Source organism: Neomegalonema perideroedes DSM 15528, assembly GCF_000374145.1.
In the GTDB taxonomy this organism is placed as follows: domain Bacteria; phylum Pseudomonadota; class Alphaproteobacteria; order Rhodobacterales; family Rhodobacteraceae; genus Neomegalonema; species Neomegalonema perideroedes.
Genome location: NZ_KB893653.1, coordinates 795,755 through 819,316 on the forward strand (window position 1 = coordinate 795,755; position 23,562 = coordinate 819,316).

21 protein-coding genes and 1 tRNA gene are annotated in these 23,562 nt (G+C 69.7%); 18 read left to right on the forward strand and 4 right to left on the reverse strand.

The features are described 5' to 3' along the window. Positions 1-20: 20 nt before the first annotated feature. Positions 21-293, reverse strand: a complete 273-nt coding sequence (locus tag B161_RS0103805) for an accessory factor UbiK family protein (RefSeq protein WP_018632048.1) — start codon at positions 291-293, stop codon at positions 21-23. Positions 294-431: 138 nt separating this feature from the next. On the opposite strand from B161_RS0103805, the gene lgt reads away from it, so the two are divergent. After that, entirely contained in the window at positions 432-1,316 is an 885-nt protein-coding gene (gene lgt, locus B161_RS0103810; protein ID WP_018632049.1) for a prolipoprotein diacylglyceryl transferase, read from the forward strand. Next, a complete protein-coding gene (locus B161_RS0103815; protein ID WP_018632050.1) occupies positions 1,313-2,383 on the forward strand; it encodes a class I SAM-dependent methyltransferase in 1,071 nt (356 codons plus the stop codon). The genes lgt and B161_RS0103815 overlap by 4 nt, the downstream gene beginning before the upstream one ends. On the opposite strand, the gene B161_RS16575 is transcribed toward B161_RS0103815, so the two are convergent. Then, positions 2,380-3,339: an ArsR/SmtB family transcription factor gene (locus B161_RS16575; RefSeq protein WP_040789236.1), complete on the reverse strand. Its 960-nt coding sequence runs from the start codon at positions 3,337-3,339 to the stop codon at positions 2,380-2,382. The genes B161_RS0103815 and B161_RS16575 overlap by 4 nt on opposite strands. A gap of 186 nt (positions 3,340-3,525) precedes the next feature. Between B161_RS16575 and B161_RS16580 the strand changes: the two genes are divergently transcribed. Further along, positions 3,526-4,278 carry an MlaA family lipoprotein gene (locus tag B161_RS16580; protein ID WP_018632052.1) on the forward strand — a complete coding sequence of 251 codons (753 nt, stop codon included), beginning with the start codon at positions 3,526-3,528 and terminating at the stop codon, positions 4,276-4,278. Positions 4,279-4,319: 41 nt separating this feature from the next. Continuing rightward, on the forward strand, positions 4,320-4,916 hold the full coding sequence (locus B161_RS18550; protein ID WP_018632053.1) for an MlaC/ttg2D family ABC transporter substrate-binding protein: 597 nt from the start codon (positions 4,320-4,322) through the stop codon (positions 4,914-4,916). A 167-nt stretch (positions 4,917-5,083) separates the two neighbouring features. Here B161_RS18550 and B161_RS19505 read toward each other — a convergent pair whose 3' ends face one another. Continuing rightward, a complete protein-coding gene (locus B161_RS19505; RefSeq protein ID WP_157755518.1) occupies positions 5,084-6,592 on the reverse strand; it encodes a sensor histidine kinase in 1,509 nt (502 codons plus the stop codon). Between the two features lie 314 nt (positions 6,593-6,906). On the opposite strand from B161_RS19505, the gene B161_RS18560 reads away from it, so the two are divergent. The 14 genes from B161_RS18560 (at position 6,907) to B161_RS0103910 (ending at position 22,518) form a co-directional block, all read left to right on the forward strand. Next, entirely contained in the window at positions 6,907-9,039 is a 2,133-nt protein-coding gene (locus tag B161_RS18560) for a S8 family peptidase (protein ID WP_018632056.1), read from the forward strand. A gap of 152 nt (positions 9,040-9,191) precedes the next feature. Then, on the forward strand, positions 9,192-10,697 hold the full coding sequence (locus tag B161_RS0103850) for a tyrosinase family protein (protein ID WP_026310177.1): 1,506 nt from the start codon (positions 9,192-9,194) through the stop codon (positions 10,695-10,697). Positions 10,698-10,895: 198 nt separating this feature from the next. Continuing rightward, on the forward strand, positions 10,896-11,333 hold the full coding sequence (locus B161_RS0103855; RefSeq protein WP_018632057.1) for a hypothetical protein: 438 nt from the start codon (positions 10,896-10,898) through the stop codon (positions 11,331-11,333). 121 nt (positions 11,334-11,454) lie between these two features. Continuing rightward, a tRNA-Leu gene (locus B161_RS0103860) sits at positions 11,455-11,538 on the forward strand. Between the two features lie 179 nt (positions 11,539-11,717). Continuing rightward, positions 11,718-12,332, forward strand: coding sequence for a ribonuclease D (locus B161_RS0103865; RefSeq protein WP_018632058.1), 615 nt, complete (start codon positions 11,718-11,720; stop codon positions 12,330-12,332). Positions 12,333-12,341: 9 nt separating this feature from the next. Beyond that, a complete protein-coding gene (locus B161_RS0103870; RefSeq protein ID WP_018632059.1) occupies positions 12,342-13,352 on the forward strand; it encodes a KpsF/GutQ family sugar-phosphate isomerase in 1,011 nt (336 codons plus the stop codon). Next, a complete protein-coding gene (gene lptC / locus B161_RS18565; protein ID WP_018632060.1) occupies positions 13,349-14,002 on the forward strand; it encodes an LPS export ABC transporter periplasmic protein LptC in 654 nt (217 codons plus the stop codon). Before B161_RS0103870 ends, lptC begins: the two co-directional genes overlap by 4 nt. Beyond that, the gene (locus tag B161_RS0103880) at positions 13,995-14,555 is read left to right on the forward strand and encodes an LptA/OstA family protein (RefSeq protein WP_018632061.1); all 561 of its coding nucleotides are present in this window, start codon (positions 13,995-13,997) and stop codon (positions 14,553-14,555) included. The genes lptC and B161_RS0103880 overlap by 8 nt, the downstream gene beginning before the upstream one ends. 45 nt (positions 14,556-14,600) lie before the next feature. After that, entirely contained in the window at positions 14,601-15,380 is a 780-nt protein-coding gene (lptB, locus tag B161_RS0103885) for an LPS export ABC transporter ATP-binding protein (protein ID WP_018632062.1), read from the forward strand. Between the two features lie 35 nt (positions 15,381-15,415). Beyond that, positions 15,416-16,945: an RNA polymerase factor sigma-54 gene (gene rpoN / locus B161_RS0103890; protein WP_018632063.1), complete on the forward strand. Its 1,530-nt coding sequence runs from the start codon at positions 15,416-15,418 to the stop codon at positions 16,943-16,945. A 191-nt stretch (positions 16,946-17,136) separates the two neighbouring features. After that, positions 17,137-17,739: a ribosome hibernation-promoting factor, HPF/YfiA family gene (gene hpf, locus B161_RS0103895; protein WP_018632064.1), complete on the forward strand. Its 603-nt coding sequence runs from the start codon at positions 17,137-17,139 to the stop codon at positions 17,737-17,739. Positions 17,740-17,828: 89 nt separating this feature from the next. Further along, positions 17,829-18,350 (forward strand): PTS sugar transporter subunit IIA, encoded by a 522-nt coding sequence (locus B161_RS0103900; protein ID WP_018632065.1) that lies wholly within the window; start codon positions 17,829-17,831, stop codon positions 18,348-18,350. 2 nt (positions 18,351-18,352) lie between these two features. Next, positions 18,353-19,843 carry an ActS/PrrB/RegB family redox-sensitive histidine kinase gene (locus tag B161_RS16605; protein ID WP_083922856.1) on the forward strand — a complete coding sequence of 497 codons (1,491 nt, stop codon included), beginning with the start codon at positions 18,353-18,355 and terminating at the stop codon, positions 19,841-19,843. 125 nt (positions 19,844-19,968) lie between these two features. Then, complete coding sequence (locus B161_RS0103910) at positions 19,969-22,518, forward strand: sensor histidine kinase (protein WP_018632067.1); 2,550 nt, start codon at positions 19,969-19,971, stop codon at positions 22,516-22,518. Here the strand turns inward: B161_RS0103910 and B161_RS19510 are convergent. Then, positions 22,499-23,410 (reverse strand): DMT family transporter, encoded by a 912-nt coding sequence (locus B161_RS19510; protein WP_040789248.1) that lies wholly within the window; start codon positions 23,408-23,410, stop codon positions 22,499-22,501. The genes B161_RS0103910 and B161_RS19510 overlap by 20 nt on opposite strands. Positions 23,411-23,562 lie beyond the last annotated feature (152 nt).

Below are 23,562 nucleotides of genomic sequence, written 5' to 3' on the forward strand. Positions count from 1 at the left end.
CCGCAGGGCGCGGGGCGGGCTCAGGCGTCGGCCTGAGGCGTCTCCAGAGCGGCCAGCCGGGCCTCCAGCCGGGCGAGCTTGGCCGTCAGAGCGTCGTTCTCCTCGCGGGCCTTCTGGGCCATGTCGCGCACGGCTTCGAATTCTTCGCGGGTGACGAAGTCCATGCCGCTGACGAGGCCCTCCACCCGCGACTTCACGAAGCCTTGAGCTTCGTCCTTCACGCCCTGCGCCACGCTGGCCGCGCCGGTGACGATCCGGGAGAGGTCGTCGAAGAATTTCGAATTGGTCTGCATAGCTTTCTCCATGGACCTGAGGGCCTTCGCGCCTGATATGGCGCTTATGGAGAGGCGGAGCAAGGCCGCTCGCAGGGCTGCTTGACGGGGAGGGCGCCGCCGCTCAGGATGCGCCCGCCGGAATCAGGAGGCTCCATCATGCTCGCGCAATTGAATTTTCCCGAATGGAGCCCCTATCTTCTGCGCGTCGGCGGCTTTGGAATCCGCTGGTATGCGCTGGCCTATATCGCGGGTCTGCTGATCGGCTGGCGCTACGTCTCGGCGCTGATGAGCCGTCCGAAGCTCTGGCCGGGCGCCGTCGCGCCCATGCCCGCGCAGCGGACGGAGGATCTGCTCCTCGCCATGGCTCTGGGCGTGATCCTCGGCGGAAGGCTCGGATTCGTGCTGCTCTATCGGCCGGGGGATTATCTCTCCGCGCCCTGGAACATCCTCAAGACCTGGGAGGGCGGCATGTCCTTCCACGGCGGTCTGATCGGCGCGGCTCTGGCGATCTGGATCTTCGCGCGGCGGGTCAAGGCCGCGCCCTTGTCGCTGGGCGACGCCGTGGCCTGCGCGACGCCCATCGGGATCTTCTTCGGGCGTCTGGCGAATTTCGTGAACGCCGAGCTTTACGGCCGCGAGACCGCCGCGCCTTGGGGCATGAAGTTCCCGCTCTGGAGCGACGCGCAGAACATGTGGATCTATCGCGGCGACGAGGTCGCCCGCCATCCGAGCCAGTTGTACGAGGCGGGCCTTGAGGGGCTTTTGCTCGGGCTGATCCTCTTCTTCGCATGGAGGGGCGGCGCTTTGCGGCGTCCGGGGCTTTGCGCGGGGATCTTCCTTGCGGGCTATGGCGCGGCGCGGCTCTTCGTCGAGAATTTCCGGCAGATGGACTACTTCATGCCTGACGAGGGCTATGCGCTGATCCTCGGGCCGCTGAAGCTGACCATGGGGCAAGTCTATTCTCTGCCGATGGTTTTGGTCGGTCTGGGGCTGATCGCCTTCGCGCTGCGCGCCCGGCCGCCCGCCGCCGCCTCCAGATGACGCGAGGCGCGCGCGAGGGGCTTCTGGCGCGTCTGCGGACGGACGGGCCGATGAACGTCGCGGAATATATGCGCTTTCGGCTGGCCGATCCTGAAACCGGCTATTACCTGACCCAAGAGCCTTTCGGCGCGGGCGGCGATTTCGTCACCGCGCCTGAGATCTCGCAGATGTTCGGCGAATTGCTCGGGCTTTGGCTGGCGCAAGTCTGGCTGGATCAGGGCGCGCCGGAGTCCTTCCTGCTGGTCGAGATGGGGCCGGGGCGCGGAACGCTCATGGCCGACGCTCTGCGCGCGGCGGGGCGAGTCCCCGGCTTCCTCAAGGCGGCGCGGCTTCAGTTGATCGAGATTTCGCCGAGGCTGCGGGCGCTTCAGGCCGGGAAGCTGGCGGCCTTCGCCCCCGCCTTCGCCGCCGATTTCGCCGAGCTTCCCGCAGACGGCCCTCTGCTGCTCATCGCCAATGAACTCTTCGACGCCTTGCCGATCCGGCAATTTCAGCGCGCGGGCGGCGCTTGGCGCGAAAGGCTGATCGGCCTCGCGCCGGAGGGCGACGCGCCGCGTTTCGGGCTCGGGCCGCCCGTCGAGGCGGCGGGCGCCCCTGCGAACGCCCCCGAAGGCGCGATCTTCGAGGCTTCGCCGGAGAGTCTGCGTCTGGCGGCGCGGATCGGGGCGCGTCTGGCCCGAAGCGGCGGGGCGGCGCTCTGGATCGATTATGGCCATGCGGGCCCGGCCTTGGGCGACACGTTTCAGGCGCTGCGCCGACACGCCTTCGTCGATGTTCTGGACCTCGAAGGCCCCGCCGACCTCACCGCCCATGTGGATTTCACGGCGCTCCGCGCGGCGGCCTCCGGCGCGGGGGCGCGGGCTTGGCCTTTGCGGAATCAGGGCGATTTATTGGAGGCTCTGGGAATCGGGGCGCGGGCCGAGGCTCTGGCGCGGGCCAATCCGGCGCGGGCCGGGCGAATCGCCGCCGAGCGCCTCCGCCTGACCGCGCCCGATCAGATGGGACGGCTCTTCAAGGCTCTGGCGGTCACAGGGCCGGAGGCGCCTGCGCCTCCGGGCTTCGGCTAAGCTTTCTCCGCCAGCCAGAAGGCGAGGGTCAGCCCGTCGCGGCGGGGCGGCCCGAGCTTGCGCGTCTCGATCGGCTTCAGCCCCGCCGCCGCGCAGAGCTCCGAGATTTCGGCGTCCGAGAACCCGAGCCGCCGATGGGCGTGCTTCTCGCGCAGCTCCTCGAGGGCGTGGGGCGCGAAATCGCCGATGAGCAGCCTGCCGCCCGGCGCCAGAACCCGCGCCGCCTCGGCCACGGCCTTGGGCGGATCCGAGAGATAGCGCAAAACCTGATGGCAGATCGCCCCGTCGGCCGCGCCCGAAGCCTCGGGGAGATCCAGAATATCCGCCTGACGCAATTCGCAATGCGGAAACTCCGGCCCCTGAAGCCGCGCCCGCGCATAGGCCAGCATGGGCGGATGCAGATCATAGCCCACGCCCCACAAATAACGCTCCGCGAAGATCTCCAGCATCCGCCCGTCGCCCGCGCCGAGATCGAGGAAGCGCCGGAACTTCGCCCCATCCGCCGGGCGCAGCAAAGCGAGGGCGGCGGCTTCGGCCTCTTGCGCGGGGGCTTGCAGCCCGCGCAGGGAATCGCCCGCCCGCGCGCGCTCCTGCACATAGGCGGCGGCCTGCTCGGCGCGGCGGCGGCGGACCTGCTCCAGACCCGCGCGGTCGGCGGCGAGGGCGGCGTCCTCCGGGGCGCTCCGCAGGAGCAGGAAACCCGCGAGATCCCCCCCGAATCCCTCCCGCGCCAGCCGGAAGAAGGCCCATGCCCCTTCGCGCCGCCGCTCGATCAGGCCCGCCTCGGCGAGAAGCCTCAGATGCCGGCTCACGCGGGGCTGGCTCTGGCCGAGGATCTGCGTCAATTCCGCGACCGCCAGCTCTCCATGCGCCAAAAGCGCGAGAATCCGCAGGCGAGTCTCCTCGCCCGCGCCCCGCAGAGCCGTCAGCATATGATCCAGATCGCGCGCCCTCATGGCGGCGCTTATGGCGCCCCGCGCGCGCGCCGACAAGTTCTGCGGCAAGACCGCCGCATCTCTCGGGAACTTGACGCGCCGCAGCAGGAAAAGCCTTCCGCGCTCTGGCGATGCGGGAGGCGGGGGCCTATTTTAGAGAGCGCTTGAGAGTGAGGAGACGCGACGGTGCAGATCAGAAGGCTCGGAATGGTTTTGACGGCGGTCGTCTTGGCGGGAGGCCTCTCGGCCTGCGCCGCGGGCGGCCACCAAGCGGCGGGAGACGGCCTGATCGCCGATCCCTTCGAGCCCGCCAACCGCGCGATCCACGGCTTCAACAAAGCCGCCGACCGCTTCGCCCTGCGCCCTGCGGCGCAGGTCTACGAGGCCGCGACCCCGGCGCTGGTCAAACATCTGGTGGGCAACGCGACGGATCACCTCGCGGTTCCCGCTCAGGCGGTGCAGGGCGCCTTGCGGGGCGACCTCCAGAGCGCGGCGACCTCCGTCGGCCGCTTCGCCGTGAACACGCTCGTCGGGGCGGGCGGCCTGCTCGATCCGGCGACCGAAGTCGGCTTGCCCAAGCAGCAGGAGGATTTCGGCCGCACCCTCGCCGCCTGGGGCGTGGGGGAGGGGCCCTATGTGGAGCTTCCCCTGCTCGGGCCCTCCACGGCCCGCGACGCGGCGGGGCGTCTGGGCGGCATGGCGCTGGATCCGGTCTCCTGGGCCACGGGCGCGGCCAAGCCCGAATGGACGGATTGGGTTCAGCCGACGGCCTTCGTGGCCGGAGGCGTGGATTGGCGCGCCAAGAACATGGCCTCGGTGGACACCGCCCTTTACGAGTCCGCGGACAGCTACGCCATCGCCAAGAGCGTCTGGCTGCAGCAGCGCCGCGCGCTGATCGCAGGCGGCGATCCCACGGCGGCGCCGTTCGCGCCGGACATCTATGAGGACGAGCCCTTCTAAAAAAGGCCGCTTTCCCTCGATCAGTTTAAGGAACTCCGACGATGACGACCCTTCTCCGCTCCTCGGCTTTGGCTTTGGCCCTCGCCTTCGGCGCGCCCGCCGCGGCTCTGGCCGTAGACGCCCAGACCGCCCGGACGCTGGTGCAGGACGCCGCCAGCCGCGTGATCGCCATCGTCGGCGACGGCAGCGTCGCGGGCGAGGAGGCGCAGATGCGCGCCGTCCTGACCCAATACGCCGACGTGCGTCAGATCGCGGGCTTCGCGCTCGGCCGCTATTCGCGCGACATGCCCGAGGCCCGGCGCGAGGAATACGTCGACCTCTTCACCAATTACGTGCTGCGCTGGTTCACCGACCGCTTCACCGGCTATAACGGCGAGATGCTGTCCATCGTGGGCGCGACCGACCTCGGCGACCGGGGCGTGGTGGTGAACACCCAGATCGCCCGGCCCGGAACGGCGCCGGTCAACGTGCAATGGAGCGTGAGCGACCGCTCCGGCTCGCCCAAGGTGGCGGATCTGGTGATCGAGGGCGCTTCGCTGGCTCAGACCCAGCGCAGCGAATTCGTGGCCATGATCGAGGCCCGCGGCGGCGACATGAACGCCTTCCTCAACGATCTGCGCGCCCGCGCCGGACGCTGAGCCCCAAGCCTTTAGCCTGAACGTTCGAAAAGGGCTCCCGCGCGGGAGCCCTTTTTTCTGTCTGGAGCGTTTTCCGGTCCAAATGGACCGTTCAGGCGCTCCAATTCCTTCGTGGTCGCGTTTTCACGACGCGAAGCCGTCCCGGCTTCGCCGGCCGACGCTCCGGGTCACACCGCCGTGGAGACGGCGCTGGGCGCCTCGGGCAGGCGGCGGACCGCCACCGCGCTTTCCGGCAATTCGAGGCTGGCGCGTCCGCCGCCCGGCGCGTCGGCGTCTATGGCCACGTCGCCGCCATGCAGCCGCATGATCTGGCGCGAGATCGGCAGCCCGAGCCCCAGCCCCGTCTGTTTGTCGCGCACATAGGCGTTTTGCTCGCTGGAGAAGCTTTCAAACAGCTTCTCGACGTCGCGCCCGCCGAATCCGGAGCCCGAATCCTCCACCACGAAGGCCACGCCGCCGCCGGGGCGGTCCAGAAACCAGACCCGCACCGCGCCGCCCTCGGGCGAGGCCTTGATGGCGTTGTCCACCAGATTCAGCAGCGCCTGCTTCACGAGGCGCCCGTCCACGCGCAGCGTGTCGGCCAGAGACACCGGCCGGTCCGCCAGCTCCAGCCGCACGCCTCGCGCGCTGGCCTTGGCCTCGCCGAGCACCCGCGCCGCCCGCAGCAATTCGCTGGCGTGGACGAGCGAGGGATGGATCTCCATCCGGCCCTGCTGAAGGCGCGTCAGATCGAGGATGTCGTTGATGATCCCCAGCAGATGCTCGCCCGCTTCATGAATGTCGTTGGCGTAGTCGCGATACAGCGGTTCGGAGACCTCGCCCATCATCTCGTCCTTGATGATCGAGGCGAAGCCGATCACCGCGTTGAGCGGCGTGCGCAATTCATGGCTCATCATGGCGAGGAAGCGCGATTTCGCCTCGTCGGCGCGATGCAGCTCGCGCATGCGGGTGGCGAGGATGGCGTCGCGGCGGCGGACCTCCTCGGCGAGATGGTCGTAGGCGTGGACCACCGGGCCGAATTCGGCGGGCGGCGGAGGCTCCATGCGCAGGGGCTCGGGCGGGACGACGCGGCGCGAGGCCTCGATGGCCGCCCCGAGCGCCTCCAGAGGCCGCGTCACCAGCCGCCGCACGAGCAGATGGGTCATCAGCAGCGCCGCCGCGAGGGTGGTCAGCAACAGCAGCATCTTCGAGCGGGCCTGAACCGCCAGAGCCTGCGCGAAGTTCGGCGCGCGCCAGACCATCTCCAGCTCGCCGACCTTGCGGGGGGCGTTCTGCACCATCCTCAGGATCGGGGCGCGTTTGACGACCAGTTCGCCTTCTTCGTCCTCGGCCTCCTGCTGCGCGGCGCGCGCGAGGAGAAGCTCGCCGTCATGACGGAAGACGCGCATCCGCAAGACGCCGTTTTCGATGGCGGCCTCTCCGATGGCGCCGATCATGGCGTGATTCTCGTTCCAGACCGGCTGAGCCAAAGCCCCCGCCAGACTCCGCGCGAGATGCGAGCGGACGATGCGCTGAGTCTCGGCGCTGGCGCCGGCCTCGCGCCATGCGGAGACGCCTGCGAAGCCTAAGAAGGCGGCGCAGATCGAGGCGGAGAGGCCCAAGGCCAACCGCGTCGAGAAACGCGCCCCCAAAGGATGTTGGGCGGCGGAGGGCGGATCGGCCGCAGGGTCAGGCATGTCGGCATCCATGAATTGCGCCTGCCTCAGTGAGGGCCCATCTGGTGTTTTTTCCCTTAACGCCCGTCGCGCGCCCGTGCGATTCACGCGGGCGCGCCCGAAATCGGCTTCTCCGGCGCGCCGGAGAAGGGCGAAGAGGGCTGCTGAGGCTTCGACGATCCAAAGCGCCGCGCGGCCGGACCCGCGCGCTGCAAAGAAGGTTCGCCTTTCAAAGACAGGAGAAGTCTTGCGGAATCGTTGATTTTCGCGCCTTTTGATGATCCTGTTCAAAAGGATAAGCCAGACGTGAACTCGCGCGACGGAGGCGCTCCGCCATGAGGATTCCGCTCTCTTGCGCCGCCTTCGCCCTTTGGGGAGCGGCCTGCCTCGGGCCGGGGAGGGCCTCGGCGGAGGATCCCGTCTCCTTCTCGCCTTACGTCGAGCCCGCGATCCATGAGACGATCCGGCTGCGCGGCGCGGCGCGGGCGGTGATCCGGCTGCGCGAGGCCGAAGCCGGCGCCCCAAGGGCGGGCGGCAGGTTCTCCGCCGCCGCCGCCGCCGCGCAGGGCGCATTAGAGGGGGGCGCATTAGAGGGGGGCGCGGGCGGGCTTCAGCCGCTCGGCGGAGATCTGCGGGTGGCCGAGGTCACGGCGGCGCAGCTTCAGGCGCTGATCGATTCGGGCGCGGCGGCCGAGATCTATGTGGACCGCCTCACCTCCGTGGCCTTCGACCGCCTGAGGCCCTGGGCCGCCGAGCCGCCCAAAACGCCGCCCAAAACGCCGCCTGAACTTCCGCCTTCGCCGCCAGCCCAAACCCAAACTCAGCCCCCGACCCCGCCCCCGGCCCCGGAGAATGGGGCGCCCTCCTCCGAATCCGCCTTCTCGGATCCGGCGCCCGGGCCGATTCCCGAACCTCCGCCGCCGGAGGGCCCCGCCGCCGCCGTGATCGACACCGGCGTGGACGCCGAACATCCTTATCTCAAGGGTCTGGTGGTGCGTCAGGCCTGCTTCTCCTCCACGGTGGCGGCGGATCGGGCGCGCACGCTTTGTCCCAACGGACGCGCCGCCCAGACGCTCGGCGAGGCCGCGCGCCCCTGCGATCCTCAGGAGATGGGGCCGCTCTGCGCCCATGGCACCAAGGTGGCCGGATTGATCTCCGGGCGGGGCGGGGCCTATTTCGGGCCGGAGGGCGAGCGCCGCGCCATCGAGGGAATCGTCCCCGGCGCGCCGATTCTGGCGATTCAGGTCTTTTCGCGGGTGGAGGATCCTCTGACCTGCGCCGCCTTCGGCCAGAGGGCGCCTTGCCCGCTCTCTTACGTCTCGGATCAGATCGCGGCTTTGCGCTTCGTCTCCAGCGTGGCGGCGGAGCATGACGTGGCGGCGGCGAATCTCAGCCTTGCGAGCGCCGCGCCCGACGATCCTTGCGACGAAGCCTTTCAGGGACGGCAATATCTCGCGGAGATCGCCTATCTCCTCGACCGCATGGGCGTGGCGACGGTGGCGGCCACCGGCAATTCCGGCGTGGTGGGCCGGGTGGGGATGCCCGCCTGCGTCTCGCGGAGTCTGGCGGTGGCGGCGCTCGACGCCCAAGGCGAGGCTCTGGCGGGCTTCAGCAACGTCAGCGCTTCGGCGGATCTGGCGGCGCCGGGCGTGGGGATGGTCAGCTCGACCCTCGGCGAGACCCCTTACGCGACGGATGAAGGCACCTCCTTCGCCGCGCCTCAGGCGACGGGGGCCTTGCTCAGGCTGCGGCGGCGGGCGCCGAATCTCTCCATGGAGCGCCTCTTCGCGCTGCTGGAGGAGACGGGGCCCCGGCTGGAGGACGGCCTCCCGATTCTCGACCTTCCGGCGGCGCTGTCGAGTCTGGAGGCGACCGCCTCGGCCGGAGCGGGGAGCAAGGCCCCGCCGGGGCTGGCCTCGGCCTCTTCGGGCGGGACGGCGCTTCTGCCGCCGCGGATCGGGCCGCCCGGCGCGCCGACGGCGCTGTCTCCCGAGGTTCTCGCGCGTCTGCGCCCCGAGGGAGGCGGGACGGAGTCCGGCTTGTTCGGCTCCGCCGCCTACGCCCGGACGACGCTCTCCCGCATGCCGCCGACCTATGTCCCGGCCCCGCCGCCGGTCCTTTCTCCGCCTCCTCCTCCGGTTCCCGCGCCTGTCGTCGTCGCGGAGGGGCCGGATTTCGGGGCCATCCGCGCGGGCACCGGAGCGCGCTTCATGTTCGAGATCGACCCGGAGATGCTGGATCTGGCTCTGGGCGGCGCGGAGGGTTCGTCCGAGGCGCGGCTTCAGGCTTTGCGCGGTCTGGCGCTTCAGGCCGCGCCCGCCGAATCGCCGGTGGCGGAGCTTCAGCTCGATCCCGCGACGGGCCGGGGCGTCATGGCCTTCGAAACCCGCCTCGACGCGCGTCAGGCTGAGAGCTTCGCGGAGGGATTTCCGGGCTTCGTGGCCCCGGACCGCCTCTCGGCTCCCTGAAGGTGAACAAGATTCGAAAAAATCCGGGCCTGAGACGAGAGCGTGAATTGGCGAGGAGACTCGCGCGCGCTAGGATGCCGCGAGGCCGACGAGAATCGCTGTGAAGACGACGGGCCGGCCTCCATCTGCGACATTCAGGGAGAACCAGCCGCATGACTCGGAACGCGCGTTTTCGTCCGACCCGCCGCGCCGCTTTGTTGCTCGCGGGCGCCGCTTTGGCCGCTCCGGCGGTCCAGAAGCTGGCGCTGGCGCAGCCCGCCGGTCCTCCCGTCCGTCGTTCGGCGCATGAGCTGAGCGAGCGCGATCAGGTGGTGCAGTCGCTGCGGCGCGGAGTTCAGGCGATGCGCGCTCTGGACGCCGGGATGCCGCAGGGTCTGCCGCATCCGGGCGGCTGGCGTCAGGGGGCGCTTTATCACGCGCAGATCTGCGGCCCCTCGGCGCGGCTGAACGCCGGGCGGCGCGATCCTGAGAACGAAGTCCACGGCGGCTGGTGGTTCCTGCCTTGGCACCGGGCTTATCTGGCGGCGATGGAGCTGCGGCTGCGCGAGGCTTCGGGCGATCCGAATCTGGCGCTGCCCTATTGGGACATGCACGCCAACCCCACGATTCCGCAGATTTATCAGGGCGATCCGGCGAGCAATCCTTTGGCGCACGCCGCGCGGGCGGTGGGAGTCTTCTCCCGCGAGCCCCTGCCTTTCGCGGGCTCCAGCCGCCAGACGGAGCGTCAGGCGGCGCGGAGCGCGAGCTTCGCCGAATTCGCCGGAGGCCGTCCTCTGCGGGGCGTCTTCGCGCCGGGACAGCTGGAGATGGAGGCGCATAACTCCGCCCACGCCTATGTCGGCGGCGACATGTTCGACTTCGCCACCTCGGGCTTCGATCCGCTCTTTTACGCTCTGCACGCCAACATAGACCGGCTTTGGGAGGTCTGGCGCAGTCAGGGCGGGGCGGGGCGGGTCTCGCCGACCGATCCGGTCTGGGGCGCGCGGCGCTTCGCCTTTCAGAATCAGAACGGCGGCATGCTGCAGATCGCCACGCGCGACCTCGAAGACAGCTCCAGAATCGCCTTCGTCGAGTTTGGTCTGAACGGCGCGCGCAACGTTCCGGCCGCCTATCGCTACGACCGCACGAATTTCGGCGCCTTCGGCGGAGTCGCGAGCGCCGCAGGCGCCTCCTCCACGCGGAATTTCGAATATGTCCTCGCCGTGGAGGGAGAGGCGACGCTCGGCGCCGCCGCCCGCGTCCTGACCGCGCCCCGGCGCGAAGGGGCCTCGGGCGGAAACGGCGAGAGCGCTCTGGCGGCCCCGGCCTCGGCGGGCGGCGGCGCCGTCGCGCCGCCCGCGCCGCCGCCCGTCACCGCCAATGGAAGCGTGGATCTGCTGCTGACCGGCGTGGCTCTGCCGCAAAAGCCCGGTCGCCTGATTTTGGAGGCCCGCCGCGGCGCCGAGGGAGAGACCTTCCTTCTGGCCGACCGCGTGCTGATGCCGACGCTGATCGGCGCGGCGGCGGAGGGCGCGCGCATGTCCTTCAGCATGGAGGCGGGTCCGGGCCTGATGGAGCGCAATCTGCGTCCGGCGGACATTCAATTCCTGCTGCGCCTCGAATCGGCGGAGGGCGATCAGAGCCTTTCTTTCGAGAAGATCGTTCTGCGCTATAAATGACGCTGGACGAGACCTCCGGGGGCGGTCTTCGCGCAGGGCTTCGCGTTTGACGTGAGGCCCGCCCTCAAGCTTGCTGTTTTCCCTGAGGATCCTTCTATTTTTGAACGCTGCGGATCAGGCGCGGCCTCTTGCCGCCTTGGGAAAAGCGCCGCATTCTGACGAACTCGGGGCGGAGATTTTCGGCGAGGAGGGAGCGGGATGCCTGCGCGTCTGGCGGTTTGGGGAACGGCGGCGATTCTGATCGGCTGCGCGACGACGACGGAGCCGCCGCCGCGCGCCGCGGCTCAGGCCATCGATCTGGATTATCGCCTCGCGGCCCTGCCCTGGGGCGAGGGCGGCCATATGCTCTTTCTCGCCAAGGCGGTGGAGGAGGACGGCGAATTGAAGCTCTGCGGCGCCTATGGGCTCGCGAACGTCCGCAAGCCGGCGAAGGGCTCGTCTCGCGCGGCGGCCGAATCGGCGGTTCTGCGGCTTGGTTCGGTTCAGGTGGCGCAGGGGCTGGGCTTCATGGCGCCGCACGACGGTTCGCGCGCGCCTTTGGGCCAGCCCGCCCGCTGCGCTCTGACCGGGCTCGACTGGCGGCCGGAGTTCGCCGAGGCGCGTCCCTCCGTGCGTCTGCGCAGCGACGCCCTCTGAAAGGCGGCGCCTCCGGCCCGGGGCGGCCGTCGAAAAGCGCGCAAACCGGCGCTTTCCGAGAATCCGGGCCTTGACAAAGGGGCGGCGGGGGCCTTATCTCCCCGGCGTCGCGACAAGCGGCGCCCAGATGGCGGAATGGTAGACGCACTAGTTTCAGGTACTAGCGCTGCAAGGCGTGGAGGTTCGAGTCCTCTTCTGGGCACCAAAATTCCGGACGGGTCGAGGCGAAGAGGCGAAGTCCTCGATCACAGCCGACGACCCGCCCCCTCGACCTTAAGCCCGCAGGCTCCTGCGGGCTTCGTCGTTTCCAGAGCCTTCGGCTTCGGATCTCCGCAACCCGCGCGGCGCCTGCGCCTGATGGGTCCGCGCTCTGGATTTCGCCGCATGACCGTCATTCGTCTTCATGAGGGCGATTTGCCCGCCGGCCTCGACCTCGGCCCCGTCGTGGCCGTCGACACCGAGACTCTCGGGCTGCGTCCGCATCGCGACCGGCTGTGTCTGGCGCAGCTCTCCTCCGGAGACGGGACGGCGCATCTGGTCAAATTCGCGCCCGGCCCGATCCACGCGCCGCGTCTGGCGGCTTTGCTGGCCGATCCCCGGATTTTGAAGCTCTTTCACTTCGGGCGCTTCGACATCGCGGTTTTAGACAAGGCTCTGGGCGCGACCGCGCGTCCGGTCTGGTGCACGAAGATCGCCTCCAAGCTCTGCCGCACCTACACCGACCGCCATGGGCTCAAGGAGATCTGCCGCGAGCTGCTCGGCGTGGACGTCTCGAAGGCGCAGCAAAGCTCGGATTGGGGCGGCCCGACGCTGACTTCCGCGCAGCTTGAATACGCCGCCGGCGACGTGCTTTACTTGCATCGGCTGAAGGCCGAGCTTGAAACCCGTCTTGAGAGAGAAGGGCGTCTGGATCTGGCCGAGGCCTGCTTCCGGTTTTTGCCCGACCGGGCGCGGCTGGATCTCGCCGGCTGGCCCGAGTCGGATTTGTTCGAACATTAGGCGTTCCGCATGACCCCCGCTCTGGCTCTTCCTCTCTCCGCCGCGCGCAAGCCGCAATCCGAAGCCGACCTCTCCGTGGCCCGCCGCGTGCTGAAGGTCGAGGCGGAGGCGATCCTCGCCCTCTCCGAGGCGCTGGACGACCGCTTCGCCGCCGCCGTCGATCTGCTGATGACCGTGCGCGGGCGCGTGATCGTCTCGGGCATCGGCAAGAGCGGCCATGTGGGGCGCAAGATCGCCGCCACGCTGGCCTCGACGGGGACGCCCGCGCAATTCGTGCATCCCGCCGAGGCGAGCCATGGCGATCTCGGCATGGTCACCGCCGAGGACGTGGCTCTGATCCTCTCCAACTCCGGCGAGACCAAGGAGCTCTTCGATCTGCTGAGCCACGCCGGACGCTGGCGGATTCCGATCGTCGCGATCACGGCCCGGGAGGAAAGCACGCTGGCCCGCGCCGCCGCCGTCCCTCTGATCCTGCCCAAGGCCCCCGAGGCCTGCCCCATGGGGCTGGCGCCCACCACCTCCACCACCATGACCCTCGCGCTGGGCGACGCTCTGGCGGTGGCGCTGATGGAGCGCCGGGCCTTCAATCCGGACCGCTTCCGCATGCTGCATCCGGGCGGCACCTTGGGGGCGGCCCTGCTGCGGGTCGAGGATCTCATGCGCGCGGGCGAGAGCCTGCCGCTGATCTCGGTCGACGCGGAGATGGAGGAGGCCGTGCGCGAGATCACCGCCAAGGCCCTCGGGCTGGTGGGCGTGGTCGACGGGCGGGGCGCTTTGGTCGGGGTGATCACCGACGGCGATCTGCGGCGCCATATCGTCGGGCTTCTGGATCTCTCCATCCCCGAGGTGATGACCGCCACGCCGCTCACCGTGCGGCGCGGGGCCATGGCCGTCGAGGGGGTGGCGGTGATGAACGAGCGCAAGGTGACCGCGCTCTTCGTGGTCGACGCCGACGGGCCGGGGGCGCGTCCGGTGGGGCTGCTGCATATCCACGACTGCTTGCGCGCCGGGGTGAAATGACGGCCGCCGCCGCGCCTCCCGCCGCGCCGCGCAGCCGTCGCCGCTGGCGGACGGCCTTCTGGGCTCTGGCGGCGGCGGCGCCTTTCCTCGGGGTCTTCCTCGCCTCCTCGCGGCCTTCGGCGCCGCTGATCGTGCTGTCGCCTCAGGACCGCGAGGCGCTGGAGGACGGATTGCGTCTGACAGGCCCCCGGCTTTCGGGCCGCACCGCCCAAGGCGAGGCCTACGCCTTGGCGGCGGATTGGGCCGAGCCGGACGGGCCTCAGCCGAAGCTCGTGCGGATAGGGCCGCTGGAGGGCCGCTTCGAGGCCGCCGACGGCGCGCCTTTGCGGCTTCAGGCGGGGGGCGGCGAATTCCTCGCCGAGAGCCGCGAATTGACCCTGACTCAGGGCGTGCGGGTCGAGTCCGAGGAGGGATATTGGATGGAGACCGAGGCCGCGCGGCTCGACGGGCGGACTCAGGCGGCGAGCAGTCTGGCGCCGGTGCAGGGGGCGGGTCCGGCGGGCGAGATCTCGGCCGAGTCTTTGGAGGCTCTGGACGGAGACGCCCGCAATGTGCTTTTCAAGGGGCGCGTGCGCATGACCGTGCTGCCCGCCGCCGCGCGCGGCTCTTCGGCCCCGGCGAGGTCCAGCGAGGAGATCCCCGATGACTGACTCCCCCCAGACGAGTCCCGCGCCGCGCCGCCTTGGGCGGGCTTGGGCGGCCTTGGCGCTGCTCGCCGCCTTCAGCCCGGCGGCTCCGGCTCTGGGCCAGGCGGGCCTGGGGGCGCTCGGCGGCTTCCGCCAGAATCCGAATCTGCCCATCGAGATCGCCGCCGATTCCCTCGAAGTCCGCCAGAGCGAGCAGCGGGCGGTCTTCTCCGGCGGCGTGGACGCCCGTCAGGGCGAATTGCGCCTTCAGGCTCAGCGCGTGGAGGTGGTCTACGCCGGAGACGGCGGGGCGAGCGCGGCCTCCGGGGCTCAGGGCGCGATCCGCAGCCTGCGCGCCGAGGGCGACGTCTTCATCACCAACGGCTCCGAGACCGCTCAAGGCTCATGGGCCGAATACGACGTGGCGGGCGGCGTGGCGCTCATGGGCGACGACGTGATTCTCACGCAGGGCGAGAACGTGATTCGCGGACCCCGCCTGCGCATCGACCTGAACAGCGGACAGGCCCGCCTCGAAGGCGGCCGCGTGCAGACGCTGTTCCGTCCCGAAGGTCGATGACGTAAACTCTTGAGCATAGCGAATTCTAAAGGAGGGCCGGGCAGCATGGCCGAAGACGAAGGGTCCGCGCGGGCCGCGGCGGGCGCTTGGGGCGCCGAAGCGGCTCAAGGGCTCGTCGTCGACCGGATCGGCAAGAGCTTCAGGGGCCGGGCCGTGGTCCGGGACGTCAGCCTCACGCTGCGGCGCGGGGAGGCGGTCGGACTTTTGGGGCCGAACGGGGCGGGGAAGACGACATGCTTTTACATGATCGCGGGTTTGGCGCCGGCGGATTACGGACGCATCCTGATCGAAGGTCGGGACGCGACGGCCTTGCCGATGCACAAACGCGCCCGCATGGGCGTCGGCTATCTCGCTCAGGAGGCTTCGATCTTCCGCGGCCTGAGCGTGGAGAAGAACATCCTCGCGGTTCTGGAGATCGTCGAGCCGAGCGCCGCCAAGCGCCGCAAGACTCTGGAGCGGCTGCTCGCGGAATTCTCCATCGAGCGTCTGCGCGACGCGCCTTCGGCGGCGCTGTCGGGCGGCGAGCGGCGGCGTCTGGAGATCGCGCGGGCTCTGGCCTCCAAGCCCTCCTATCTCCTGCTGGACGAGCCCTTCGCGGGCGTGGATCCCATCGCGGTGGACGAGATCCGTCGGCTGGTGGCGCAGCTCAAGACGCGGGGCGTGGGCGTTCTGATCACCGATCACAACGTCCGCGAGACCTTGGGCGTGGTGGATCGGGCCTATATCCTGCACGAGGGTTCGGTGCTGCGCGAGGGCGTCCCGGAGGCTTTGGTGGCGGACGAGGTGGTGCGGCGGGTCTACTTGGGCGAAGGCTTCCGTCTGTGAGCCTCTCGCGCTCCGGAAGGGGCTGAGGTCGCGCCATGGCATTCGCTCCCCGCCTTGAAATCCGTCAGAGCCAGCAGCTCGTCATGACTCCGCAGCTGCAGCAGGCGATCAAGCTGCTGCAGATGTCCAATATGGAGCTTTCGGAGTTCGTCCTTCAGGAGATCGAGCAGAATCCCCTGCTGGAGGTGGTCGAGCCGCACGCCGACGCCCCCCGCGAGGAGCCTCCCGCCGACGCGCCGCCCGCGGACGCCGCCTCCGCGGAGCCCGCGGGCCTCGATTCCGAATTGCGCGAGGATCGTCTGGCCCTCGCCGAGGAGACCTTCGACACCGGGCTTGAAAATCTCTACGCCGACCGCTCCATCGCGGATTCCGACGGCCCCGCCCCCGGCGACGCGGGCGGCGACTGGAGCAACGTCGGCAAGGGCGGCGATTCGCGATTCGAGGAGATGGGGTCCGCCGTCGAGGAGACCCTCGCCGAATCGGCCAATCTGCGCGAGCATCTTCTGGCGCAGCTGGGGCTCACGCGGGCGCCGGGGATCGTGAAGCTCATCTGCGCCGATCTCGTCGAGGCGGTGGACGAGGCGGGTTATCTGCGCGCCGATCTGGAGGAGACCGCCCACAGGCTCGGCGCGGGCGCGGCGGAGGTCGGGGAGGCGCTGAAGCTGCTGCAGGGCTTCGACCCGACCGGCGTGGGCGCGCGGGATCTGGCGGAATGCCTCGGGCTGCAATTGGCCGAGCGGGACCGGCTCGATCCGGCCATGGCCAAGCTCCTGCAGAATCTGGAGCTTCTGGCCAAGGGCGAGCAGGCCAAGCTGCTGAAGCTCTGCGGCGTGGACGCCGAAGACCTCGCCGACATGCTCGCCGAGATCCGGCGTCTGGAGCCGCGTCCGGGCCGCCCCTTCGGCGGCGAGCCGAGCCAGCCGGTGATTCCCGACGTCTTCGTGCGCCCCGACCAGCATGGCGGCTGGACGGTGGAGCTGAACGGCGAGACTCTGCCGAAGCTCATCGTGAATCAGCGCTATCTCGCCCGAATCAGCGGCGGCGAGAAGAAAGGCGAGGTGAAGTCCTACATCGCCGAGAAGCTGCAGACCGCCAATTGGCTGGTGAAAAGCCTCGATCAGCGGGCGCGGACGATTCTCAAGGTCTCCTCGGAGATCGTGCGTCAGCAGGACGGCTTTTTCGCCTATGGGGTGCGCGAATTGCGGCCTCTGAACCTCAAGACGGTGGCCGCCGCCGTGGAGATGCATGAATCCACCATCTCCCGCGTGACCTCGAGCAAATACATGGGCACGAATCGGGGCGTCTTCGAGCTGAAGTATTTCTTCACGGCGGCCATCGCCTCCGCCGACGGCGGCGCGGCCTTCTCGGCCGAATCCGTGCGCCACCGCATCAAGGGCATGATCGACGCCGAGGCGCAGGGCGCGCCGCTCTCGGACGACGACCTCGTGAAGGCCCTCCGCGCCGACGGCATAGACATCGCCCGGCGCACGGTGGCCAAATACCGGGAATCGATGAATATTCCCTCATCCGTCCGCAGAAGGCGTCTGGGCGGCGTCCTCGCCTGATTAGGTCTTGAAACCTCCGGGGTCCGCCTCCATTCTCAGAGAAGGGCGGGTCGGGATCTCCAGAGAGAACCGAGGTCGTCCGTAGGCGTCGGCTTCTTTCCCGCGCCGGATTCGCGTCGGGAGAGAAACCAGAGGGAGAAAAGCGGGACGCGGACTCGCTTCGCGCCGCTCAACAAGGAAAAGAGGCCATCATGCGGATGAAAGTCACGGGCCGTCAGATCGACGTGGGCGATTCGCTGCCGAAACATGTCGAGGAGAAAATCCTCGCCGTCGTCACGAAATACGCCGATGAGCCGCTTGAGACGGAGGCGACTTTCTCCCGGGACGCCGCGAAGAATTATCGCAGCGAAGTCACGGTCAAGCTCTCCACGGGTCTGACGATTCAGGCCGAGGGCCGCGCCGCCGACATTTATCCCGCCTTCGAACAGGCCGCCGCGCGCGTCGAAAAGCAGGTGCGCCGGCATAAGCGCCGCCTCAAAGCCCATTCCACCCGCCGCAAGGGCGGCGTGAATCGTCTGGAGCCGGCGACCTCCTTCATCCTCACCGCCTATGGCGACGACGAGGCGCCGGACGCCCTCGAAGGCGAGGCCGCGCTCCAGCCCGTGGTGGTGGCGGAGGCGAAATCGAGCATCCCGTCCTTGACCGTGGGCGAGGCGGTGCTGCAAATGGAGATGGCGGACGAAGCCGTCCTCATGTTCCGCAACGAGGCGCATGGGGAGCTGAACGTCGTCTATCGGCGCCCGGACGGCCATATCGGCTGGATCGACCCGAAGGGCGCCGCTCAGGGGAGATGAGAAGCCGCCGTCCTTGAGGGGGCGGTCAGGTGGAGGCGGCGTCGGGGCGGGCTTTCCCGCCGCGGCGCCCGAGGCATAGGTGTGAGACGATGCGGATCAGCGATTTGCTTGGGGAAGCCGTCGAACAGGCGGTGGTTCTGGATTTTCGCGCGTCGGATAAAGCAGAAGCCATGGCCGAGATCGCCGCGCGCGTGGCGCGACGGAGCGGGGTGGGGCGCGAATACGCGCTCGACTCCCTGCGCCGCCGCGAGGCCCTGGCCGCCACGGGGGTCGGCGACGGAGTCGCCATGCCCCACGCCCGACTCAAAGGGATAGATCAGGCCCTCGGCCTGTTTCTGCGGCTGGAGAAGCCGTTGCGCGACTGGAGCCTTCCGTTCCAGATCGCGCCGGACGGACGCGAGACGCCCGCTTCGGGCGACGACGCGCCGGTGGATCTCGTCTTCGCCCTGATCTCTCCCGAAGAGGCCGGGGCGCAGCATCTCAAGGCTCTGGCGCGGATCTCCCGGACGCTTCGTCATGCGGAGACGCGGGCCAATCTGCGCGGAGCGCCCGACGCGCGCAGCGCCTATCTCCTGCTGACTCAGGAGCCCGCCGCCTCTCGCGCGGCGTGAAGATGGCCGATTCCTCCGTCCCTCCTCTTGAGGCTTCGGCTGCGCCGACGACCTCCGGCGGGGCGGAGCGCGGCTTCAGCCTGATCTCGCGTCCGACGCCGCGCCTGAGGCCCCGCGCCATGCTGGGGCTGCGCTCGGTCTTCGCGCCGGAGCCCGAGCCTTTGGTTCTGGCGCGCCATCTGCTGCTCTGGCGCTGGCTGGCGGCGGCGGGGCAGGTGGGCGCGCTGACGGTGGGCTGGCTGCTCGGCTTTCAGATTCCCGTGCTGCATTGCGTCATGGCGGTTCTGGCGCTGGTCTGGTTCAACCTCATCGCGATGGTGGTTCTGCCGCCCAACGCCCGGCTCTCCGAGCGGGGGGCTTTGGGCTGGCTGCTCTTCGACGCGGCGCAACTGGCTTTGCTGCTCGGGTTCACGGGCGGCTTCGACAATCCTTTCTGTCTGCTCTTCGTGGCGCCTTCGGTGGTGGCGGCGGCGGTGCTGACACAGCGCGCGACTCTGGTCGCGGGGATGGTCTCGCTGGCGCTGAGCGTGGCGCTGTATCTCTGGGCGTGGCCTTTGAGGCGGGCCGACGGGCTGACCATCCTCCAGATCCCCGAGCTGCATCGGGCGGGGGTGGCGGCGGCTCTGGCCATCGGGGTGGTCTTCGTGGCGGTGCACGTGCGGCGCCTGACGGGCGAGGAGCAGCGCATGTCCTCGGCTCTGGCGGCGACCGAGGCCGCTTTGGCCCGCGAGCAGAAATTAGCGGCCATCGGCACCTTGGCGGCGGCGGCGGGGCATGAATTGGGCTCGCCTCTGGCGGCCATCGCCATGGCGGCCAAGGAGATGGAGCGCGACCTCAAGGCCCAGCCCGATCAGGCGGAGGAGGCGGCCTTCATCCGGGCTCAGGTGGAGCGCTGCCGGGGCATCCTCGCCAAGCTGGCCACGGCCCGCGCCGACGCCGAGGGCCATTTCGACGTCATCAGCCTGCGCGCGCTTCTGGAGGAGGCGGCGGGTCCGGTCACGCCGCGCGACCGCCGTCTGGAGATCATGGGCGGCGCGGCCTCTTTGCCGGTGGAGCGCCGTCCGGCCATTCTGCACGCCCTGCGCAATTTCCTCCAGAACGCCATGGATTTCTCGGAATCCCGCGTGCGGGTCGAGGCGGCGCTCGACGGGGGCAAAGTGCTGCGTCTGCGCATCTGCGACGACGGGCCGGGCTTCTCGCCGGAGGCTCTGGCGCGGCTGGGCGAGCCCTACGCCTCCACCCGCGCCCGCGAGGCGGGGGGCTCTCCGCGCGAGGGCTACGAAGGCATGGGGCTCGGCGTCTTCATCGCCAAGACCCTTCTGGAGCGCGGCGGGGCGCGGGTGCGCTTCGCCAACGCCCGGCCCAACCGCTCGGCGCGTCCGGCGCGCCCTGAGGAGGGGGAGCCGCTGGAGGGCGCCGTGGTCGAAATCCTCTGGCCCGCGGACCGGCTGCTCGCGCAATCCGTCTTCGCGGAGGATCCGGCGGCGGCCTAGCGCCATACGCCAGAGGGGGTTGTCCGGGCTTCGGAGCGGGCTAGTCTTCGCCTTCCGGCTTTCGGGGCGGAAAGGCGGAGCGGCTGGCGCTCCGCGAGGGGCTTGCAGGCCTTCTGGGGGGCCTTGTGGATTCGAACGCATCAGAAGATTCCTGCGGGGCGGCGGGCGGCCTCCGACGGACCCGCGCGCGCCTTTGGGCGGGCGCGGCGCTTTGGCTCGCGGGGTCGGCTTGGCCCTTGCGGGCGCAGGAGGCCGCCGAAGAAGGCGAGCCTCTGCTCTTCGCGCAGGCGCAGGCGCAGGCCGCCGAATCCTTCGCCCCCGTCGAGCTTCTGACCGCCGGGGCCTTCGCTCTGGCGACCTTGCTGGCCTTTTGGGCTTTTCGCCTGAGGGCGCGTCTGCGGCGGCTGACCGAAGCCGCGGAGGCCGGAAGGCTCTCCGAAGCCCGCGCCTCTGAAGCTCTGGAGGCCCTGACCCTCGCGCGGGCCGACGGGGCCCTGATCTGGCGCGGCGACGAATTGGCCGGAGCGGTGGGCTTCGCCGAGGGCGCGGCGCGGCGTCTGGCGGGCGAGCGGGGCGTGAACGCCTGGCGTCTGGCGGCGGAGGCGGTGGCCGCGCCTCAGGCGGCGGGGGCTTTGGCGGGGGCCATGCGGCGGCTCTGCGAGCGGGGCAGCGCCTTCGACTTCGACGTCTCCTGCGTGGACGGGCGCCTGCGCCGCGTGGAGGGCCGCACGGTGGGCGGACGCGCCGTGGTGCGGCTGCTCGACGAGACCGAGGCCCGGCGCGAATTGGCCGTGGCCGCGCAGCAATCCGCCGTCGACGCCCGCGAGCGGACCCGGCTTCAGGCGGTTCTGGATCAGGCGCCGGTCCTTTACTGGCGGCGCGACCGCTCGGGGCGTCTGACCTGGACCAACATGGCCTACGCCCGCGCGGTGGAGGCCGAGACTCCCGCCGCCGCCGTGGCCGCCGAAGTGGAGCTTTTGTCCGGCGAGAAATCCGGCTCGGCGGCTTTGGCGCGTCTGGCGCGCGAGACGGGCCGGATTCAGAAAGGGCGGCGCCGGCCTTTGGTGGTCGGGGGGGCGGTGCGCAATTTCGACCTCTTCGAAATCCCGACCGAAGAAGGTTCTCTCGGCTACGCCCTCGACCTCACGCCGGAGGCCGAGGCCGACGCCGAATTGCGCCGCTATAAACAAGCCTATGAGCAGACTCTCGACGCCATGCGCGTCGGGATCGGCGTCTTCGACCGCGACGAGCGCCTGTCCTCCTGCAATCAGGCCATGGCGCGGCTCTGGAGCATGGGCGACGCCGAGATCGACGCCCATCCGACGCTCTCGGAGGTCTTCGACCATCTGCGCGCCCGCCGCCGTCTGCCCGAGGAGCGCGATTACGGCCTCTGGCGCGCCGAACAGCTTCAGCAGATCCGCGGGCTGACCGGACAGCAGATCTTCGATTCCTATTGGCATCGCCCCGACGGCCGCACCGTCCATGCGAGCTGGCGGGCGCATCCTTTAGGCGGGGCTCTGGCCGTCTTCGAGGACGTGACCGAGACCCTCGCGCTGAAGAGCCAGTATAAATCCGCCCGCTCCAGCCAGAAGACCATGCTCTCGCATCTGCGCGAGGGCGTGGCGCTCTTTGGCTCCGACGGCGCCTTGCAATTGGCCAATCAGGCTTTTCTGGAGATCTGGAGCCTGCCGGACTTCAGCGGCGCGCGGCCGCATATCGCCGAGATCGCGCGGCTCTGCGCGGAGCTGCATCCCGACGCGGACATGTGGGACGGCGTGGTGGCGCAAGTGGCGGGGGCGGGCGAATCGCGGCGTTTCTGGCGGCGCACTCTGCGGCGGCGCGACGGCGCGACGGTGCAGATGGCGGCGGCCCCTCTGCCCGACGGCGCGACCCTGCTCACCACCCTGCCCATCGAGGAGGAGGCTTCCGCCGCCGGGGCTCTGGGGATGGGAGAGCGCAGGGCGGGGGCTCCGTCGCTCAAGCCCCGGGTGCTTCAGGCCATCGGCTCGGCGGGGCGGGATCTGCGCGGCTCGCTCAGCGTGATCTCGGGCTTCGCCAATGCTCTGGAGCAGGGCGAGCGCGGGCCTCTGGCGGGCGCCCAGACCGAGGCGGCGCGTCAGATCCGGGTGGCGGCGCAGGAATTGCGCCAATGGGTCGACGAATTGATCGACTACGCCCGCATCGTCTCGGAGGCGGAGCGGCTGGAGTTCGTCCCCGTCGAGCTTTCCGAGACTCTGGGGCCGATCTTCGCCTGGCTGGGCCAGCAGGCGGCGGCGCGCGAGGTGACGCTTCAGGTCGAATTGCCGGATCTCGGCCAGGTGCTCGCCGATCCGCCGCGTTTGGGCCACGCCGTCTATAACGCGGTGGGCGCCCTGATCCGCAACGCCCGTCCCGGCCAGATCGTGCGGGCGGAGGCGGAATGCGACGCCGGAGAAATCCGCATCCGGACTTGCGGGGCGGGGCTGGCTCTGCCGCCGGAATTCGCCGAGGCTCTGGCCGTCCCGCGCGATTCCGAGGATTGGCCGGAGCTTTCGCTCCCCGCGATGCGCCTTTCGCTGGCGCGGCGGATTCTGCGGCTCCATGGCGGCGACCTCGAATTGCGCGAGGAGCCGGGGAAGGGCGTCCGGGCGCTGATGCGTCTGGCGCGGCGCCCGCCTAAGTCTCCTGCGTCCTGACCTTGCGGGTGGCCCAGAAGATCCCCGCCGCGATGAAGGCGCCGCCGATGAAGTGATAGGCCTCCGGCCTTTCGCCGAGAAAGACCATCGCCAGCAGAATGCCGAAGAGCGGCGTCAGATGCAGATAGGGGCTGGCGGCGGGGGCGCCTATGGCCTCCACCGCCCGGTTGAAGGCGATATAGGCGATGAGCGAGGGAAAAAGCCCCACGTAAAGGAAGGCCGCCAGAGTGGTCGGCGTCAGATCCACGCCGCCCCGCGCCCCGCGCTCCCAGAGATAGAAAGGCGCCAGAAAAATCACGCCGATCAGGAAGGTGGCGAGCAGGAAGCTCATGGGATGGGCGTTCTTCGGCCTCAGACGCAAGGCGGCGGTGTAGAGCGCGTAGACGGCCACCGCCGCCAGCATCCAGACTTCGCCGATTCCAAAGCCCAGATGCGTCAGGCGCCCGATCTCGCCATGGGTGGCGATGACCAGCACGCCCAGCATCGAGAGCAGCACGCCTCCCCAGATGCGCCCGGGGATCTTCTCGCGGAAGATCAGCGCCCCGATGACCAGCACCAGAGCCGGAATCGCCGATTGCAAAGTCAGGGTGTTGATCGCCGTGGTGTGGCGCAGGCCCTCGTAAAGAAAGGTGTTGAAGAGCGCGACTCCGGTCAGCCCGAGGAGCAAGGTCTCCTTCCAGCCCGCTTTCAGCGCGGGGAGATCCTTGATGAACTGACGCCAGACGAAAGGCGCCACGACCGCCGCCGCGATCGTCCAGCGCCAGAAGGCGAGGGTCACGGGCGGAATATCCTCGCGCACGGCCCGCCCCACGACGGAGTTGCCGCCCCAAAGCAGCATGGTGATCACGAGCAGCAAAACGGGATGGTCGAGCTTGCGGAGCAGGCTGGGCATGGGAAGGGGCCTTGTGAAGACGCGCAGGGAGGTCCGGGCGGAAGCCTGAGCGGAGAGCGGGGGCGGAGCGGGAACATTGCGCCCGCCCGCGAGAAGGTTTAAGGCGAAGACGGAAGGCCATGCAAGCGCAGCCATGCGCGCGGAGAGCCTTC

What these genes read in the sequence shown, in the direction of transcription:
- B161_RS0103815 (WP_018632050.1), top strand. Translation starts at nt 1,313, where the DNA reads ATGACGCGAGGCGCGCGCGAGGGGCTTCTGGCGCGTCTGCGGACGGAC.
- B161_RS0103855 (WP_018632057.1), top strand. Translation starts at nt 10,896, where the DNA reads ATGCCTGCGCGTCTGGCGGTTTGGGGAACGGCGGCGATTCTGATCGGC.
- B161_RS16580 (WP_018632052.1), top strand. Translation starts at nt 3,526, where the DNA reads ATGGTTTTGACGGCGGTCGTCTTGGCGGGAGGCCTCTCGGCCTGCGCC.
- hpf (WP_018632064.1), top strand. Translation starts at nt 17,137, where the DNA reads ATGCGGATGAAAGTCACGGGCCGTCAGATCGACGTGGGCGATTCGCTG.
- B161_RS0103900 (WP_018632065.1), top strand. Translation starts at nt 17,829, where the DNA reads ATGCGGATCAGCGATTTGCTTGGGGAAGCCGTCGAACAGGCGGTGGTT.
- lptB (WP_018632062.1), top strand. Translation starts at nt 14,601, where the DNA reads ATGGCCGAAGACGAAGGGTCCGCGCGGGCCGCGGCGGGCGCTTGGGGC.
- B161_RS0103865 (WP_018632058.1), top strand. Translation starts at nt 11,718, where the DNA reads ATGACCGTCATTCGTCTTCATGAGGGCGATTTGCCCGCCGGCCTCGAC.
- B161_RS19505 (WP_157755518.1), bottom strand. Translation starts at nt 6,592, where the DNA reads ATGCCTGACCCTGCGGCCGATCCGCCCTCCGCCGCCCAACATCCTTTG.
- lptC (WP_018632060.1), top strand. Translation starts at nt 13,349, where the DNA reads ATGACGGCCGCCGCCGCGCCTCCCGCCGCGCCGCGCAGCCGTCGCCGC.
- B161_RS18560 (WP_018632056.1), top strand. Translation starts at nt 6,907, where the DNA reads ATGAGGATTCCGCTCTCTTGCGCCGCCTTCGCCCTTTGGGGAGCGGCC.
- B161_RS19510 (WP_040789248.1), bottom strand. Translation starts at nt 23,410, where the DNA reads ATGCCCAGCCTGCTCCGCAAGCTCGACCATCCCGTTTTGCTGCTCGTG.
- B161_RS16575 (WP_040789236.1), bottom strand. Translation starts at nt 3,339, where the DNA reads ATGAGGGCGCGCGATCTGGATCATATGCTGACGGCTCTGCGGGGCGCG.
- lgt (WP_018632049.1), top strand. Translation starts at nt 432, where the DNA reads ATGCTCGCGCAATTGAATTTTCCCGAATGGAGCCCCTATCTTCTGCGC.
- B161_RS0103805 (WP_018632048.1), bottom strand. Translation starts at nt 293, where the DNA reads ATGCAGACCAATTCGAAATTCTTCGACGACCTCTCCCGGATCGTCACC.
- B161_RS0103850 (WP_026310177.1), top strand. Translation starts at nt 9,192, where the DNA reads ATGACTCGGAACGCGCGTTTTCGTCCGACCCGCCGCGCCGCTTTGTTG.
- B161_RS0103880 (WP_018632061.1), top strand. Translation starts at nt 13,995, where the DNA reads ATGACTGACTCCCCCCAGACGAGTCCCGCGCCGCGCCGCCTTGGGCGG.
- B161_RS16605 (WP_083922856.1), top strand. Translation starts at nt 18,353, where the DNA reads ATGGCCGATTCCTCCGTCCCTCCTCTTGAGGCTTCGGCTGCGCCGACG.
- B161_RS0103870 (WP_018632059.1), top strand. Translation starts at nt 12,342, where the DNA reads ATGACCCCCGCTCTGGCTCTTCCTCTCTCCGCCGCGCGCAAGCCGCAA.
- B161_RS18550 (WP_018632053.1), top strand. Translation starts at nt 4,320, where the DNA reads ATGACGACCCTTCTCCGCTCCTCGGCTTTGGCTTTGGCCCTCGCCTTC.
- rpoN (WP_018632063.1), top strand. Translation starts at nt 15,416, where the DNA reads ATGGCATTCGCTCCCCGCCTTGAAATCCGTCAGAGCCAGCAGCTCGTC.